Genomic DNA, 16,513 nt, shown 5'->3' with positions numbered 1-16,513 from the left:
GCGGCTCATCTCATTTCTGCGCGGGCAGCCCCGCCGCCCCGGCCGCCGTGCGCAGCACGTCGCGGAGCATCCCGGGGGTGAGCCGGCCGGTGAAGGTGTTGCGCTGGCTGACGTGGAAGCAGCCGAAAAGGTTCAGGCCGGGCCCGTCGGGGGCGTCGAGGGTGACGTGGGCGCCGTGCGCGAAGGCGGGCCGGGGCCGGGGCACTGTCCAGCCGGCCTCGGCGAACGCGGGCAGCGCGGCCTGCCAGCCGAAGGCCCCCAGCACGAGCGCGGCCCGCACCGTAGGCCGCAGCAGGCGCAGCTCCTGCACCAGCCAGGGCCGGCAGGCGTCCCGCTCCTCGGGGGTGGGCTTGTTGGCGGGCGGGGCGCAGTGCACGGGCGAGGTGACGCGCACGCCGTACAGCTCCAGACCGTCCCCGGCGTGGGTGGAGTCCGGCTGCGAGGCGAGCCCCACGTCGTACAGCGCCTGGTACAGCACGTCCCCGGAACGGTCCCCGGTGAACATCCGGCCGGTGCGGTTGCCGCCGTGGGCGGCGGGTGCCAGGCCGACGATCAGCAGCCGGGCGTCCGACGGCCCGAATCCGGGCACCGGCCTCCCCCAGTACGTCCAGTCCGCGAACGCGGCCCGCTTGGTGCGGGCGACCTCCTCACGCCAGTCGACCAGCCGGGGGCAGGCACGACAGCCGGCGATGCGCTGGTCGAGACGGTCGAGGCCACGGGCGTCCATGGCTCCACCGTAGGTGTTCGGGCCGGGCGAAAACCCCGCACCGTCGGCCGGGCCCGGGAGTTAAGGTCGGGACCATGGCTTCTGAGAGTGCCGAGGACCCCAAGGTCGCCGCCGCCGTGGCCGCCGCCGAGGCGGCCGGTCCGGGCAGTGGTGAGTCCGTGCGGATCGACAGCTGGATCTGGTCGGTGCGGCTGGTCAAGACGCGGTCGCTCGGCGCCGCCGCCTGCAAGGGCGGGCACGTCCGGGTGAACGGCGAGCGCGTGAAGCCCTCGCACTCCCTCCGCGTCGGTGACGAGGTGCGGCTGCGGGCCGAGACCCGGGAGCGGATCGTCGTCGTCAAGCGGCTGATCCGCAAGCGGGTCGGTGCCCCCGTGGCCGTCCAGTGCTACATCGACAACTCCCCGCCGCCCCCGCCCCGCGAGGCCGTCGCCCCAGCCGGCATCCGCGACCGCGGCACGGGCCGCCCGACCAAGCGCGACCGCCGGGAGATGGAGCGGCTGCGGGGGCTGGGCGGGCCCGGACCGTTCGGTGGGTACGCGGGACCGGGCGGACCGGGCGGCGGCGGTGACCCGGGGGCCGCGTCCGGCGGGCGTGGCGGGTCCGCCGGACGCGGGGCGGCCGGTGGTGGGCGCAAGACCCGCGGCAGGGGGGCCGGTGGTGCGGCCCGGCCGTGACCGCGGGCCGCGCGCTCAGGTGCCGGACATCGGCACCGCCCTCACCCACATCCTGTCCTCCGTCAGGTACCGGTCCACCTTCAGGCCCGCCTCGGCCAGCGCCTCCTCGAACTGCTCCCTCGTCAGGGGGCGGGAGCGGAACGTCTGGGTCCAGGTCGCGTCCGGGAACACGTACTCCGCGTGGACCGAGTCGACGCCGTCGCCCACCGGCTCCGCCGACACGATCCGCACGGTGAAGCCGGCCGGGTCGACCCGCTCGCGCGGCACATCGGTGTGGTAGTCCTCGCCCTCCCGCTGGATCAGCACGCACCCGCCCTTCGCCAGATGCCGCGCACAGGTGCGCAGCAGGCCCCGCCGCACCTCCACGTCCCCCGCGTGCACCAGGAACGACGCGAGCAGCACCACGTCGAACGTCTCGCCGAGGTCGAGCCGCTCTATGGGACCGCATATCGTCCGCGCCCCGCGCACCCGCTCCAGCATCTCGGCGGACTCGTCCACCGCCGTGACCTCGAAGCCGCGCTCCAGCAGCGCGTGGGTCATCCGCCCCACTCCGCTGCCCAGCTCCAGGATCCGCGCCCGCTCCGGCACCGCGGCGGCGATGACGTCCGGCTCGTCCCCGACGGGCAGCCGCGCGTACAGCTCCACAGCGCAGCCGTCCGGGGTGATCGCCCCGGGACCCGTCCCCTCGTACCCCTCACGCATTTTGAGTTCCATGCCCGTCAAACGGTCCACGTCCGCACACCCGTTCCCTCTCCCCGTCGGTTCACCCGACCGAGTGACGCGTGGTCCTGGAGGCGGTTACGGGAACCCGGGACCGGGGGGCCGGCGCGGACGGGGTGGTGATCGCGATGCGTACGGGCAGTGAGCCGACGACCGCGCGCAGTGCTCTGCGGATGCGGTTCTGGCTGAGTGTGTGGGGCGTGGTCTGGACGGTGTCCGGGACGGTGGCGTTCGCGCTCGCGGGGCATCCGGGCTGGGCCCTCGTCTGCGGGCTGCTGTGGCTGGTCGTCACGGTCGACCTGGTCGTCGTCCTGCGGCACATCCGCCAGGGCCCGCACTACCAGCCGGGGCGCGACGTGCCCCCGTACCAGCCGCCGAGGAGCCGCCCGTAGCGCGGGCCGTCACGCGTCGAAGCGGGCCGCCTCCAGGTACTCCGGGTTCGGGTCCAGCGCGGCCGCCAGCCGGAAGTGGCGCTTGGCCGGGTGCGGGCGGCCCTGCCGCTGGTAGGTGCGGGCGAGCGCGAAGTGGGCGAAGGCGTTGTCCGGCTCGCGCTCCAGGACCAGGGAGAACTCCAGCTCGGCGGGGCGCAGCTGGGCCGCCGCGAAGAAGGCGCGGGCGCGCAGCAGCCGCGCCGCGGTGTTCTCCGGATGGACGTCTATGACACCGTCGAGCAGCTTCACCGCGCCCCTCGGATCACGGGAGGCGAGCAGGTGCTCGGCGGCACGGAAGTCGATGACATGCGTTTCCGGCGTACGTCCGGTCGAACCGCTGGTCTCGGGCACGGCGGGATCCTTCCCTCACTGAACGGGTTCAACGCCCCGTCCGGCACCCGCTATTCCGGGTGGGGTCCGCGCCCGGAACAGCTATTCCGGGTGGGAGGTCCGCGCCCAGCGGACGAGCCCGGACCACACGTCCTCGACGCGCTGTTCCAGCTCGTCGAGGGGGACGTCGTTGTCGATGACGATGTCGGCGATCTCCCGGCGCTGCTCGCGGGTCGCCTGGGCGGCCATCCGCGCGCGCGCGTCCTCCGCTGTCATGCCGCGCCGGCCCACCAGCCGGTCGAGCTGGGTCTCGGGGCTCGCGTCGACGACGATCACGAGGTCGTAGAGGGGGGCCAGGCCGTTCTCCGTGAGGAGGGGGACGTCGTGGACCACGACGGCGTCCTCGGCGGCGGCCCCCTCCAGCTCGCGGGAGCGGGCGCCCACCAGGGGGTGGACGATCGAGTTGAGGACGGCCAGCCTCTCGGGGTCGGCGAAGACGATGGAGCCCAGCTTGGGCCGGTCGAGCCTGCCGTCCGCGGTGAGGACCTCCGGGCCGAAGGCGTCCACGACCGCGGCGAGGCCGGGTGTCCCCGGTTCGACGACCTCGCGTGCGATCCGGTCCGCGTCGATCAACACAGCCCCGCGCTCGACGAGCAGCCGCGACACCTCGCTCTTGCCGGCGCCGATACCGCCGGTCAGGCCCACTTTCAGCATGGGAGGAAGCCTAAGGCGTCAGCCGTCGCCCTCCCGCTCCGCCAGGAAGCGTTCGAACTCGCGGCCGATCTCGTCCGCCGACGGGATCTCCACCGGCTCGGCGAGCATGTTGCCCCGGGTCTCCGCGCCCGCCGCCGCGTCGTACTGGTGCTCGAGGCCCTGGACGAGGGCGGTGAGTTCGTCGTCGCCCTCCCGGATCTGGCGGTCGATCTCCGTCTGGGTGCGGTGGGCGTCGGTGCGCAGCGCGTGCGCGACGCCGGGCAGGACCAGTCCCGTCGCGGCCGTGATGGCCTCCAGGGCGGTCAGTGCCGCGTCCGGGTACGGGGAACGGGCGATGTAGTGCGGCACGTGCGCGGCGACGCCCAGGACGTCGTGCCCGGCCTGCATGAGCCGGTACTCGACGAGCGCCTCGGCGCTGCCGGGGACCTGCGCCTCGTCGAAGGCGCTGCCGGCCACCGGGACGAGGTCGGCGCGGTTGCCGTGCGGGGTGAGGCCGACGGGCCGGGTGTGCGGGACGCCCATGGGGATGCCGTGGAAGTTCACCGACAGGCGTACGCCGAGCCGCTCCACGATCTGCTGGACGGCGGCGGCGAAGCGCTCCCACTCCACGTCCGGTTCGGGCCCGGAGAGCAGCAGGAAGGGCGCTCCCGTGGCGTCCTGGACGAGGCGCACCTCGAGGGCGGGCACCTCGTAGTCGCTCCACCGGTCACGGGTGAAGGTCAGCAGCGGGCGCCGGGCGCGGTAGTCGACGAGCCGGTCGTGGTCGAACCGGGCGACGACCTGGTGGGGCAGCGAGTCGAGCAGCCGGTCGACGATCTGGTCCCCGGTCTCCCCCGCGTCGATGTATCCGTCGAAGTGGTAGAGCATGACAAGTCCGGCCGACTCCTGGGCCAGCGCCATGTCGACGACGCCGAGCCCCTTCGGCTCCCATGCGTACAAACCCTGCGGATCAAGCACAGTGACCGCTCCTCCTCGTGTCCGTACTGCACAACGTGACACACGGCACCGACATTCCCGGGCGACGGCAGCCCCTCGGCGAGGGCGCCGGCGACTCCCCGAGGGGCGGGGGGCTGTATTGACACGCGGCTCCGCCGCGTGGGCGCGGCAAGCCCCCACCGGCCCGCGGGCAACCCACTGCCCCGAGGGGCAGCACCGAGGGGCCGCACCTCGAAAGGTACGGCCCCTCAGTCAACGGCTAGGCGTCAGCGCAGAGCGTCAGCTCTGCCCGCCCGCCAGCTTCTCGCGCAGCGCGGCCAGCGCCTCGTCCGAAGCCAGCGCACCGGACTGGTCGCCGCCCTCGGAGGAGTACGAACCGCCGCCGGACGCGGCCGGGGCGACGTCCTCGCCACCCTCGGCAGCGGCCTTCTCGTCCGCCTCGCGGGACTTGATGACCTGCGCCTGGTGCTGCTCGAAGCGCTGCTGCGCCTCGGCGTACTGGGTCTCCCACGCCTCGCGCTGGGTCTCGTAGCCCTCGAGCCAGTCGTTGGTCTCGGGGTCGAAGCCCTCGGGGTAGATGTAGTTGCCCTGGTCGTCGTAGGACGCGGCCATGCCGTACAGGGTCGGGTCGAACTCGACCGCCGACGGGTCGGCACCGAAGGCCTCGTTGGCCTGCTTCAGCGAGAGGCTGATGCGACGGCGCTCGAGGTCGATGTCGATGACCTTGACGAAGATCTCGTCGTTGACCTGAACGACCTGCTCCGGGATCTCCACGTGGCGCTCGGCCAGCTCGGAGATGTGGACCAGACCCTCGATGCCCTCGTCCACGCGGACGAACGCACCGAACGGAACCAGCTTCGTGACCTTGCCGGGCACGACCTGGCCGATCTGGTGGGTGCGGGCGAACTGCTGCCACGGGTCTTCCTGGGTCGCCTTCAGCGACAGGGAGACGCGCTCGCGGTCCATGTCGACGTCGAGGACCTCGACCGTGACCTCCTGGCCGACCTCGACGACCTCGGAGGGGTGGTCGATGTGCTTCCAGGACAGCTCGGAGACGTGCACCAGACCGTCGACGCCACCCAGGTCCACGAAGGCACCGAAGTTGACGATCGAGGAGACGACGCCGGAACGGACCTGACCCTTCTGGAGGGTCGTGAGGAACGTCTGGCGGACCTCGGACTGGGTCTGCTCCAGCCAGGCACGGCGGGACAGGACCACGTTGTTGCGGTTCTTGTCCAGCTCGATGATCTTGGCCTCGAGCTCCTTGCCCACGTAGGGCTGGAGGTCGCGGACACGACGCATCTCGACGAGGGAGGCCGGCAGGAAGCCACGGAGGCCGATGTCGAGGATGAGACCACCCTTGACGACCTCGATGACGGTGCCGGTGACGATGCCGTCCTCTTCCTTGATCTTCTCGATGGTGCCCCAGGCCCGCTCGTACTGGGCGCGCTTCTTCGAGAGGATCAGGCGGCCTTCCTTGTCCTCCTTCTGGAGGACGAGGGCCTCGATCTCGTCGCCGACGGCGACGACCTCGTTGGGGTCGACGTCGTGCTTGATCGAGAGCTCGCGGCTCGGGATGACACCTTCGGTCTTGTAACCGATGTCGAGCAGGACCTCGTCCCGGTCGACCTTCACGATGACGCCGTCGACGATGTCGCCGTCGTTGAAGTACTTGATCGTCTCGTCGATCGCGGCGAGGAACGCTTCCTCGTTACCGATGTCGTTGACCGCAACCTGCGGGGTGGTGGCGGTGGTCTCGGTGCTGCTCGTCATGTGGGAAAGGGCTCCGGTACGGACATTGAAGTCGTAGGTACTGCTACGCCGGAGCCCGTTTCGCTCTGCAGAAGCCGGACAGCCAAGGAAGCGTCCCACCGTTTGCCAGTGATGACGCCTCGAGAACCGAGGGGACATACAACAGATGCGAGCGCAGCCTGCTACGTCTGAGGTGCGCAGGCTCGCAGCGCAACTTGTAGCATACGGGGGCTGCCGGGCATGGTCAATGCGCGAAGCCGCCCACCCGGGGCGGATCGCCGCATAACCGGCACAACTGCGGTCTCCCGAGGCCACGCAGGGGCGATGAAGACCCCTTCGGCGACACGCCGGGGACCGGCTGGACGGAAGAGTACGACGAGGGAGCCCATCATCCAAGAGCCCGAAGCGCCCGAACCGGAGGCGACCCGGCGGCAGGCCGGTGTCACGGAGAGCTCCCGAGCCAACCGGGGCTGGTGGGACCGCAACGCGGACGAGTACCAGATCGAGCACGGCACCTTCCTCGGCGACGACCGCTTCGTGTGGGGGCCCGAGGGCCTGGACGAGGTGGAGGCGGAGCTGCTCGGCCCGCCGGAGGGGCTGAAGGGGCGGGACGTCCTGGAGCTGGGCGCCGGAGCGGCGCAGTGCTCGCGCTGGCTGGCCGCGCAGGGGGCCCGGCCGGTGGCGCTGGACATCTCGCACCGGCAGCTGCAGCACGCGCTGCGGATCGGCGGGCCGGTCCCGCTGGTGTGCGCCGACGCGGGCGCGCTGCCGTTCGCGGACGGCTCCTTCGACCTGGCCTGCTCGGCGTACGGGGCGCTGCCCTTCGTCGCCGATCCTCGGCTGGTGCTGCGCGAGGTGCGGCGGGTGCTGCGGCCCGGCGGCCGGCTGGTCTTCTCGGTCACGCACCCGATCCGCTGGGCGTTCCCCGACGAGCCGGGACCGGAGGGGCTGAGCGTGTCCTCGTCGTACTTCGACCGCACGCCCTACGTCGAGCAGGACGAGAAGGGCCGCGCGGTGTACGTGGAGCACCACAGGACGCTCGGGGACCGCGTACGTGACGTCGTCGCCTCGGGGTTCCGGCTGGTGGACCTGGTGGAACCGGAGTGGCCCGCCTGGAACACCTCCGAGTGGGGCGGCTGGTCGCCGCTGCGCGGGAACCTGATCCCGGGGACGGCGATCTTCGTGTGCGTACGGGACTGAGCGCGTGATCCGCTACGACGCCCTGGACGCCCTTCCCGTGCGCGAGGCCCTGCCGGGGCTGGCCGGCGCGCTCGACGCGCACGGCACCGCCGTCCTGGTGGCGCCGCCCGGCACCGGCAAGACGACGCTGGTGCCCCTGGTGCTGGCGGGGCTGCTCGGGGACGGGCCCGCGCGGCGGGTGGTGGTGGCCGAGCCGCGGCGGATCGCGGCCCGCGCGGCGGCCCGGCGGATGGCGTGGCTGCTGGGCGAGCGGGTCGGGGAGTCGGCCGGTTTCACCGTGCGCGGGGAGCGGGCGGTGGGACGGCACACGCGCGTGGAGGTCGTCACCACCGGTGTGCTCCTCCAGCGTCTCCAGCGCGACCAGGAGCTGTCCGGGGTGGACGTGGTGGTGCTCGACGAGTGCCACGAGCGGCATCTGGACGCGGACACGGCGGCGGCGTTCCTGTGGGACGTGCGCCAGGCGCTGCGCCCGGAGCTGCGGCTGGTGGCCGCGTCGGCGACGACGGACGCGGAGGGCTGGGCCCGGCTGCTGGGGGACGCGCCGGTGGTCGAGGCGCGTGGTGCCGCGTTCCCGGTGGACGTGGTGTGGGCGCCTCCCGCGCGTGCGGTACGGCCGCCGCACGGGACGCGGGTCGACCCGGCGCTGCTGACGCACGTGGCGTCGGTGGTGCGGCGGGCGCTGGCGGAGCGGGACGGGGACGTGCTGGCGTTCCTGCCGGGGGTCGGCGAGATCGCCCGGGTGGCCGGGCAGCTCGGGGGCCTCGCCGGTGTCGACGTGCTCCAGGTGCACGGGCGGGCGCCGGCCGCCGCGCAGGACGCGGTGCTGTCCGCCGGGGAGCGGCGCCGGGTGGTGCTGGCGACCTCGGTCGCGGAGTCGTCGCTGACGGTTCCGGGCGTGCGGGTGGTCGTGGACTCCGGGCTGGCGCGGGAGCCGCGCGTGGACCACGCGCGGGGGCTGAGCGCGCTGGCGACGGTACGGGCCTCCCGCGCGACGGGGCGGCAGCGGGCGGGGCGGGCCGGGCGTGAGGCGCCGGGGACGGTGTACCGGTGCTGGGCGGAGGCGGAGGACGCCCGTCTGCCGCGGTTCCCCTCCCCCGAGATCAAGGTGGCCGACCTGACCGCGTTCGCGCTCCAGGCGGCCTGCTGGGGCGATCCGGACGCCTCGGGACTGGCGCTGCTCGATCCCCCGCCGGCCGGGGCGATGGCGGCGGCCTGCTCCGTCCTGACGGCGATCGGGGCGGTGGGCCCCGACGGACGGGCCGGCGAGCGCGGGGCGCGGCTGGCCCGCCTGGGCCTGCACCCGCGTCTGGGCCGCGCCCTGCTGGACGCGGCACCGGTGGTGGGCCCCGGCCTCGCGGCCGAGGTGACCGCCCTGCTCGGCGAGGAGCCGCCGCGCGAGTACGGCGACGATCTCGCCGCCGCCCTGCGGGCCGCCCGGCGCGGCGGCGACGCGTACGCCACCCGCTGGCGCAGGGAGACCGACCGGCTCCGCCGCCTGGCTCCCGGCACCGCCGGCACCGCCGGCGGGACGGCACGGGACTCCCTGCCGGCGCCGGAGGCCGGGCCGGACGCCGGGGCCGCCCTCCTCCGAGGGGTGTGCGCACCGGGCTCCGGGCGGGTGCCGGGCGGTACGGAGGACGGGCGGGCCGGACTGGTGGCGGCACTGGCGTTCCCCGAGCGGGTGGCCCGCGCGGAGGGCGGTTCGTATCTGATGACGGGTGGGACACGGGCCGAGGTGGGGGCGGGGTCCCCGCTGCGGGGGGCCGAGTGGATCGCCGTCGCCGTGGCCGATCGGCCCGTGGGGCGGGGGCACGCGCGCGTGCAGCTCGGGGGCGTCGTCGACGAAGGGGTCGCGCGGATCGCGGCGGGGGCGTTGCTGGAACACCGGGAGGAAGTGGGCTGGGGCGACGGGGACGTCGTCGCACGGCGGGTCGAGCGGCTCGGGGCGGTGGAGGTGGCCGTACGGGCGTACGCCGACGCCGAGCCCTCGCTCGTCCGGGCCGCGCTGCTGGAGGGGCTGCGGCGGGAGGGGTTCGGGCTGCTGCGGTGGCCGGCCGGGGCGGCCGTACTGCGGCAGCGGCTGGCCTTCCTGCACGCCCGGCTCGGTGAACCGTGGCCCGACGTCTCCGACGAGGCGCTGCACGCGCGCGTGGCGGAGTGGCTGGAGCCGGAGCTGAGCCGTGCCCGGCGGCGGGCCGATCTCGCGCGGATCGACGCCGGGCAGGCGCTCGCGCGGCTGCTGCCCTGGGCCTCCGGCGAGGCCGTACGGCTCGACGAGCTCGCCCCCGAGCGGATCACCGTACCCAGTGGGTCCGGAATCCGGATCGACTACTCCGACCCGGAGCGGCCGGTGCTCGCCGTGAAGCTCCAGGAGATGTTCGGGCTCCAGGAGTCGCCGCGGGTGGCCGGGGTGCCGCTGCTGGTGCACCTGCTGTCCCCGGCCGGGCGGCCCGCCGCCGTGACCGCCGATCTCGCCTCGTTCTGGCGGGACGGCTACAAGGGCGTACGGGCCGAACTGCGCGGGCGCTACCCCAGGCACCCCTGGCCGGAGGATCCGGCCACCGCCGAGCCGACCCGGCACACCAACGCCCGGCTCCGGCGGTGATCCGTTCCGCGTTCCGTCAGGCGGTGGGGCTCGCCGTCGGGCTGGGGCTCACCGACGGGCCGGGGGACGCCGTCGCCTCGGCCTCCTTCACCGTCAGTGTGACCGTGGCGGTCGCTCCGCCCGCGGTGGTGACGCGGAGCAGGAACGTGCCCTCGGTGCCGTCCGCGTACAGCTGAGGCAGCGTCAGCAGGCCGTTCGCGTCCGTCTTCAGGCCGCTCAGGGTGCGGACGGCCTTGCCGTCGGCGTCCTTGAAGTAGGGGCCCTTGTCGTTCGGCGTCGGGTCGAGGACCGACTTGACGATCGTCGCGGTGGCGGCGACCTTGTCCGCGGCCTCACCGTCGTACGTGGCCTTCAGCTCGACCGCGTCCGCGAACTCGCCGCCCGGGGTGCAGGTGAGCGCCTCGGTGTTGGTGCGGACGAGGGTGTCGGCGGCGCGCTCGGTGACGGTCGCCTTGTAGGCGACGCCCTTGACCGCGCGGCCGAGCACGGTGGCCTGGACGGCGACGGGGCCGGTCTGCTCGCCCGCCTGGAGCGCGGGGGCCACGGCGACGCCCGAGCTGTTGGTGACGACGATGGCGACGCTCTCGCCGCCGGTGAAGGTGGTGTCGGTGTCGCTGGTGATCGTGAAACGGATCCGCACCTTGGCCACGGCCTTGCCGGTGTCCGTCTCCGCGCGGGCGCTCATCCGCTCGGTGAACGTGTCGCCCGCCATCGCGGTGAGCTGCGCGGTACCGGCGTCCTCCAGGTGGTCCACCGTGTCCGTGGGAGTGGGCGGGGTGGTGGGCGGCGCGGTGGGCGGCGTGCTCGGGCCGCCGGAGTCGGCCGGCGGCTTGCTCGGGGTGGAGCCGGACGGCTTGGTCGGCTTCGGGCTCGGCTTCGGCGGCGCCGACACGCTCGGCGGCGTCGGGGAGGGCCGCACCGTGACGCTGTCGCTGCGGTCCGTGGGCAGCGTGCCGGAGCCGTCCGGGATCTCGTGGGTGCCCTTGCGGTAGTACTCCAGCCACGACATGACGGTGTTCAGATAGTCCGTCGAGTTGTTGTAGCTGAGGATCGCCTTGTCGAGGTCGCGCTGGTCGGACAGGTCCCAGTCGAAGCGGCACAGGTAGTGGCCGGCGGCGAGCGCGGCGTCGTAGATGTTGTTGGGGTCCTCGCGGCCGTCGCCGTTGCCGTCGCGGCCCGCCCACTCCCAGGTGGAGGGGATGAACTGCATGGGGCCGACGGCCTGGTCGTAGGAGCTGTTGCCGTCGTAGGCACCGCCGTCGGTGTCCCTGATGAGGGCGAAGCCGTTGCCGTCGAGCTGGGGGCCGAGGATGGGTGAGAGGGTGGTGCCGTCGGCGTCGACGCGTCCGCCGCGGGCCTGGCCGGACTCCACCTTGCCGATGGCGGCGAGCAGTTGCCAGGGCAGGTTGCAGCCGGGCTTCGACTCGCGCAGCGCGGCCTCGGCCTTCTTGTAGGCGTCGAGGACGGTCGCGGGGATGCCGGCCTCGGCCACGCCGGACAGGTCCGTTCCGCTGCTCGCGGACGGGGCGGGGTTGGGGCTGTTGAGCGGCGGCAGGTCCGTGTAGTACGGGGAGTTGCCGGTCGCGCCGGCGCCGTCGGCGGCCTCCTCGGGCGAGGGTGTGGTGTCCGATGTGGTCTCTCTGCCCTGGCCGTCGGTCGTCACGCCCGGAGCCTGGGACGCGGCCAGAGCCGCCACCGCCGCCGCGGCCACGGCGGTGGTCGTCACTCCCTTGCGGATCCTCCTGCCGAATTGCGCCGCCATAGAGTGGACCCCTCCCATGGACGCCGTGGCGTCCGTCAGCCTGTGTCGTGTTCGCCTTGTTGTGACGATCTGCCCGCCCCGCAGGTTGCCCTCCTGCGGGCATCCGGCACGGCGACCCTCGCGACCCTATGACAACTTCCTTTGCTCGGACACCCGTTCCTGCCCGGTATTCACCGGTTGGCCACGTTCCCGCGTGACGGGGGTTGCCGCGGGGGCGCCCCGCATACTGGACCCTGCTGATCGCCGGGGTCCGTCGGCCCGGTCAACCACTGCCACGAGGAGCCGAGTTGCCGTTCACGCTGAGCCACGCGGCGGCGGTGCTGCCCGCCGTGCGCACGGACGGGAGCGGGCGCGGCCCCCTGGTCCCCGCCGTGCTCGTCGCGGGCAGCTTCGCTCCCGACATGACCTATTACGCGGCGAGTGTCCTGTCCGGGGCGATGGAGTTCGGTGACGTCACCCACGCGTTCTGGGGGGTGTTCACGGTCGACGTGCTCATCGCCTGGACGCTGGTGGGGCTGTGGCTGCTGGTGCGCGAACCGCTGGTGGCGCTGTTGCCGCGGGCCCGGCAGGGGCGGGTGGCGGCGCTGCTGCGCTGCGGGGCGCCGCGTGCGCGGACGCGGCCGTCGCTGGTGGCGCGCTGGTACGTCTCGGCCGTGGTGGGGGCGTTGACGCATGTGGTCTGGGACGCGTTCACGCATCTCGACCGGTGGGGGACGCGGATGTTCCCCGTGCTGGGCGAGGAGGTGGCGGGGTCGCCGCTGTACTGGTACCTGCAGTACGGCGGTTCGGCGGTGGCCGCGGTCGTCATCGCGCTGTTCGTGGCGCGGGCGCTGCGCCGGACGGACCCCCTGGCCGAGCCGGCGGGGGTTCCCCCGCTGTCCGCCGGGGACCGGTGGCGGGCCGTCGCGCTGCTCGGCGGGTGCGCGGTGGCGGGGGCGGTGCAGCGGGCCTCGCGGTGGTGGGCCTACTGGGGCTCGACCGCGAAGCCCTGGGAACTGATTCCGACGGTGTGCTTCGGTGCGGGCGCGGGGCTGGTCCTCGCGCTGCCGCTGTACGCGGTGGCCGTCAGGGTGTGGCGTCCGGCCACGGGGGTCCCTGCGGGCGCCGGTGCGCGGCGGTCGAGCCGTACGGGCGCGCGCTGAGGACGTCGCCCGCCGCGACGAACACGGTGACGGTGCGGACCGGTCGGGGGCGGGGCAGGAGGGTGAGCACGAGGGTGAGGTGGGCGCGGGCCAGCTCGGCCCACAGCCGCCAGGACGGCTGCTCGCCCGCGAGGCATACGGCGGTGGGGGTGCGGGCGGTTCTCCGGCGGCCGGCGGCGACACGGCGGCCGAGGTCCGCCGTGGCGTTCCGCAACGCGGTCGCGAGGGTGGCGGGGGTGCGGGCGGTGCTTGCGGCGGCCGCGAAGACCAGGACCGGCGGGAACACCGTGTGTCCGCCGGGGCGCGGGGGTGCCGCTCTGCGGGGAAGCATGCGTATACCCATGCATGGCATGGTGTCCGCCCGCCCCGGCGGCGGCTTTTCCGCGGGGGCCACGCGAGTGAAGGTTCCCTCCGGGGGCGCGGCAGGGTGACGCGGCGGGCGTGCGCGGCGCTCCGCGGGGTACGGGCAGGCGGGACGCCGTCGGGCTCCGTCGGGCTCCGTCGGACGCGCCGTCGCGGTGACCCACCGGGGTCCGGCCGGCTCGGTACCGCCGGACCGCGCCGTCGCGGTGCTCGCCGTCGCGGCGGGAACGGCCTGTGGTGCTCGCCGTTGCGGCGGGAGCGGGGGTACCGGGTCTCGTTCCGGTGCGGGCGGGGCCGGCGCGCCTTGCGGGACGCCCCGGCCCGGCCCTCGCTCCAGCGGGTCAGTGGGCCGCCGACTCCCAGTCGGGGCCCGCGCCCACCGAGACGCCCAGGGGGACCCGGAGCTGGACCGCGGTGGACATTTCCCGGCGGACCAGGTCCTCCACCGTGGCGCGTTCGCCGGGGGCCAGTTCCAGGACGATTTCGTCGTGGACCTGGAGGAGCATGCGGGAGCGCAGGTCGGCCTCGCGCAGCGCCCGGTCCACGTTCAGCATGGCGATCTTGACGATGTCCGCCGCCGTGCCCTGGATCGGCGCGTTCAGCGCCATGCGCTCCGCGGCCTCGCGGCGCTGGCGGTTGTCGCTGTTGAGGTCGGGCAGGTAGCGGCGGCGGCCGAAGAGCGTCGCCGTGTAGCCGGTCGCCCGGGCCTCGTCGACGACCCGGCGCAGATAGTCCCGTACGCCGCCGAAGCGCTCGAAGTACGCGTCCATCAGGGCGCGTGCCTCCGCGGCCTCGATGTTCAGCTGCTGGGAGAGGCCGAAGGCCGACAGCCCGTACGCCAGCCCGTACGACATCGCCTTGATCTTGCGGCGCATCTCCGCGTCCACCGCGGACCGCTCGACCGAGAACACCTGCGCCGCCGCCGTGGTGTGCAGGTCCTCGCCCGAGGTGAACGCCTCGATCAGGCCGGCGTCCTCGGAGAGGTGGGCCATCACGCGCAGCTCGATCTGGCTGTAGTCGGCGGTCAGGAGCGCCTCGAAGCCCTCGCCGACCACGAAGCCGCGGCGGATCGCGCGGCCCTCGTCCGTGCGGACCGGGATGTTCTGGAGGTTGGGGTCCGTCGAGGAGAGACGGCCCGTCGCGGCGACGGTCTGGTTGAACGTGGTGTGGATACGGCCGTCCGCGGCGATCGTCTTGATCAGGCCCTCGACGGTGACGCGCAGCTTCGCCTGCTCACGGTGGCGGAGCATGATCACCGGTAGTTCGTTGTCGGTCTGCGTGGCGAGCCAGGCCAGGGCGTCGGCGTCCGTGGTGTAGCCGGTCTTCGTCCGCTTCGTCTTCGGCAGGGCCAGCTCGCCGAAGAGGACCTCCTGGAGCTGCTTGGGGGAGCCCAGGTTGAACTCGTGCCCCGCCGCCGCGTGCGCCTCCTTCACCGCCTGCTGCACCGCGCCCGCGAACATCTGCTCCATCGCCTGGAGGTGCTCCCGGTCGGCCGCGATGCCGTGCCGCTCCATGCGGGCGAGCAGCGCGGACGTGGGCAGCTCCATGTCACGGAGCAGGTCCGCCGCGCCCACTTCCGCCAGACGGTCCCCGAAGGCCTCGCCCAGGTCGAGGACGGCGCGGGCCTGCACCATCAGCGCCTCGGCCTGAGCGCCGTCGTCCGCGCCGAAGGCCAGCTGGCCGTCGGGCGCGGCGGCGGGCGCCAGCTCGCGGTGCAGGTACTCCAGGGACAGCGCGTCCAGGTCGAAGGAGCGGCGGCCCGGCTTCACCAGGTACGCGGCGAGCGCGGTGTCCATGGTGACGCCCTCGATGGTCCAGCCGTGCTCGGCGAAGACCCGCATCGCGCCCTTGGCTTTGTGGAACACCTTGGGCCGGTCCGCGTCGGCGAGCCAGGCCGCGAGCGCCCGCTCGTCGGCCTCGTCCAGCTCGGAGGGGTCGAACCAGGCGGCCGGTCCGGCGGACGTGGCCAGCGCGACCTCGGCGACCGAGCCGGTGCCGAGGGCCCAGGTGTCGACCGTGGCGACGCCGAGCGGGCCGGTGCCGTGCTCGGTGAGCCAGCCGGTCAGCTCGCCGGTGCCCAGCACCGTGCCGTCCAGCTCCACGCCGGCCGCGGCGACCGGGGCGGGCTCGGCCTCCTCCGCGCCCGGGTCGACGGCGAACAGCCGCTCCCGCAGCGACGGGTTCCTGATCTCCAGGGTGTCCAGGATCATCGTCACGGTCTTGCGGTCGTAGGCGGTCCGCTCCAGGTCGAGGACGCCCTTGGGCAGCTCGACCGCGCGCTCCAGCTCGGTGAGCCGGCGGTTGAGCTTGACCGCCTCCAGGTGGTCGCGCAGGTTCTGCCCGGCCTTGCCCTTGACCTCGTCGACGCGCTCGACCAGCTCGGCGAAGGAACCGAACTGGTTGATCCACTTCGCGGCCGTCTTCTCGCCGACGCCGGGGATGCCGGGCAGGTTGTCCGACGGGTCGCCGCGCAGCGCCGCGAAGTCGGGGTACTGCGCGGGCGTCAGGCCGTACTTCTCGAAGACCTTCTCCGGGGTGAACCGGGTCAGCTCGGAGACGCCCTTCGTCGGGTACAGCACCGTGGTGTGCTCGGAGACCAGCTGGAAGGAGTCCCGGTCACCGGTGACGATCAGCACCTCGAAGCCCTCGGCCTCGGCCTGGGTGGCGAGGGTGGCGATGATGTCGTCCGCCTCGAAGCCCTCGACGGCGAAGCGGTCGGCGTGCATCGCGTCGAGCAGCTCGCCGATGAGCTCGACCTGGCCCTTGAACTCGTCCGGGGTCTTGGAGCGGTTCGCCTTGTACTCGGTGAACTCCTCCGAGCGCCATGTCTTGCGGGAGACGTCGAAGGCGACGGCGAAGTGGGTGGGGGCCTCGTCACGGAGCGTGTTGGCCAGCATCGACGCGAAGCCGTAGATCGCGTTCGTCGGCTGGCCCGTCGCGGTGGTGAAGTTCTCCGCGGGCAGCGCGAAGAACGCGCGGTACGCGAGGGAGTGCCCGTCCATGAGCATCAGGCGGGGGCGGGGGCCGGTGGGGGGCTGGTCGGTCTTCTTCGATGCTGTGTCTGCCACGTGTCCGATCCTGCCACGTGGCACTGACAGTGGGGGGCGGGCGTGTGTCGTGGGGTTGATTCGCCCCCTCCGCCCCTTCCCTCCCCCGC

Annotated in this window: 14 protein-coding genes; 5 read left to right on the top strand and 9 right to left on the bottom strand. The window is 73.6% G+C overall.

From position 1 onward, the window contains the following. Positions 1-10: 10 nt before the first annotated feature. Positions 11-727: a uracil-DNA glycosylase gene (locus AB0A94_RS14920; RefSeq protein WP_361744167.1), complete on the bottom strand. Its 717-nt coding sequence runs from the start codon at positions 725-727 to the stop codon at positions 11-13. A gap of 74 nt (positions 728-801) precedes the next feature. On the opposite strand from AB0A94_RS14920, the gene AB0A94_RS14915 reads away from it, so the two are divergent. Further along, positions 802-1,401 (top strand): RNA-binding S4 domain-containing protein, encoded by a 600-nt coding sequence (locus tag AB0A94_RS14915; protein WP_361744164.1) that lies wholly within the window; start codon positions 802-804, stop codon positions 1,399-1,401. A gap of 15 nt (positions 1,402-1,416) precedes the next feature. Here AB0A94_RS14915 and AB0A94_RS14910 read toward each other — a convergent pair whose 3' ends face one another. After that, on the bottom strand, positions 1,417-2,103 hold the full coding sequence (locus tag AB0A94_RS14910) for a class I SAM-dependent methyltransferase (RefSeq protein WP_361744161.1): 687 nt from the start codon (positions 2,101-2,103) through the stop codon (positions 1,417-1,419). A 146-nt stretch (positions 2,104-2,249) separates the two neighbouring features. Between AB0A94_RS14910 and AB0A94_RS14905 the strand changes: the two genes are divergently transcribed. Then, positions 2,250-2,513 (top strand): DUF6343 family protein, encoded by a 264-nt coding sequence (locus AB0A94_RS14905; RefSeq protein ID WP_217136842.1) that lies wholly within the window; start codon positions 2,250-2,252, stop codon positions 2,511-2,513. 9 nt (positions 2,514-2,522) lie between these two features. On the opposite strand, the gene AB0A94_RS14900 is transcribed toward AB0A94_RS14905, so the two are convergent. The 4 genes from AB0A94_RS14900 to rpsA form a co-directional block, all read right to left on the bottom strand. Beyond that, positions 2,523-2,903, bottom strand: coding sequence for a tetratricopeptide repeat protein (locus AB0A94_RS14900; protein ID WP_217136400.1), 381 nt, complete (start codon positions 2,901-2,903; stop codon positions 2,523-2,525). Between the two features lie 81 nt (positions 2,904-2,984). After that, positions 2,985-3,596: a dephospho-CoA kinase gene (gene coaE, locus AB0A94_RS14895; RefSeq protein ID WP_361744156.1), complete on the bottom strand. Its 612-nt coding sequence runs from the start codon at positions 3,594-3,596 to the stop codon at positions 2,985-2,987. A gap of 18 nt (positions 3,597-3,614) precedes the next feature. Beyond that, positions 3,615-4,553 (bottom strand): PAC2 family protein, encoded by a 939-nt coding sequence (locus AB0A94_RS14890; protein ID WP_361744153.1) that lies wholly within the window; start codon positions 4,551-4,553, stop codon positions 3,615-3,617. 258 nt (positions 4,554-4,811) lie between these two features. Next, positions 4,812-6,305 (bottom strand): 30S ribosomal protein S1, encoded by a 1,494-nt coding sequence (gene rpsA / locus AB0A94_RS14885; protein ID WP_217136406.1) that lies wholly within the window; start codon positions 6,303-6,305, stop codon positions 4,812-4,814. A gap of 303 nt (positions 6,306-6,608) precedes the next feature. Between rpsA and AB0A94_RS14880 the strand changes: the two genes are divergently transcribed. Together AB0A94_RS14880 and hrpB are read left to right on the top strand one after the other, a co-directional pair. Further along, positions 6,609-7,484 (top strand): class I SAM-dependent methyltransferase, encoded by an 876-nt coding sequence (locus AB0A94_RS14880; RefSeq protein WP_361744150.1) that lies wholly within the window; start codon positions 6,609-6,611, stop codon positions 7,482-7,484. Between the two features lie 4 nt (positions 7,485-7,488). Further along, a complete protein-coding gene (hrpB, locus tag AB0A94_RS14875; RefSeq protein WP_361744148.1) occupies positions 7,489-10,089 on the top strand; it encodes an ATP-dependent helicase HrpB in 2,601 nt (866 codons plus the stop codon). 16 nt (positions 10,090-10,105) lie between these two features. On the opposite strand, the gene AB0A94_RS14870 is transcribed toward hrpB, so the two are convergent. Continuing rightward, complete coding sequence (locus AB0A94_RS14870) at positions 10,106-11,851, bottom strand: lytic murein transglycosylase (RefSeq protein WP_361744145.1); 1,746 nt, start codon at positions 11,849-11,851, stop codon at positions 10,106-10,108. A gap of 287 nt (positions 11,852-12,138) precedes the next feature. Between AB0A94_RS14870 and AB0A94_RS14865 the strand changes: the two genes are divergently transcribed. Continuing rightward, entirely contained in the window at positions 12,139-12,993 is an 855-nt protein-coding gene (locus AB0A94_RS14865; protein WP_361744142.1) for a DUF4184 family protein, read from the top strand. On the opposite strand, the gene AB0A94_RS14860 is transcribed toward AB0A94_RS14865, so the two are convergent. Both AB0A94_RS14860 and polA read right to left on the bottom strand, forming a co-directional pair. After that, on the bottom strand, positions 12,917-13,336 hold the full coding sequence (locus AB0A94_RS14860; RefSeq protein ID WP_361744140.1) for a hypothetical protein: 420 nt from the start codon (positions 13,334-13,336) through the stop codon (positions 12,917-12,919). The two genes, AB0A94_RS14865 and AB0A94_RS14860, sit on opposite strands and share 77 nt — an antisense overlap. A gap of 361 nt (positions 13,337-13,697) precedes the next feature. Further along, complete coding sequence (gene polA / locus AB0A94_RS14855; RefSeq protein WP_361744136.1) at positions 13,698-16,424, bottom strand: DNA polymerase I; 2,727 nt, start codon at positions 16,422-16,424, stop codon at positions 13,698-13,700. Between the last annotated feature and the right edge of the window lie 89 nt (positions 16,425-16,513).

Source organism: Streptomyces sp. NPDC044984, assembly GCF_040646935.1.
In the GTDB taxonomy this organism is placed as follows: Bacteria; Actinomycetota; Actinomycetes; order Streptomycetales; family Streptomycetaceae; genus Streptomyces.
This window is presented reverse-complemented; position numbering and strand designations above follow the sequence as displayed.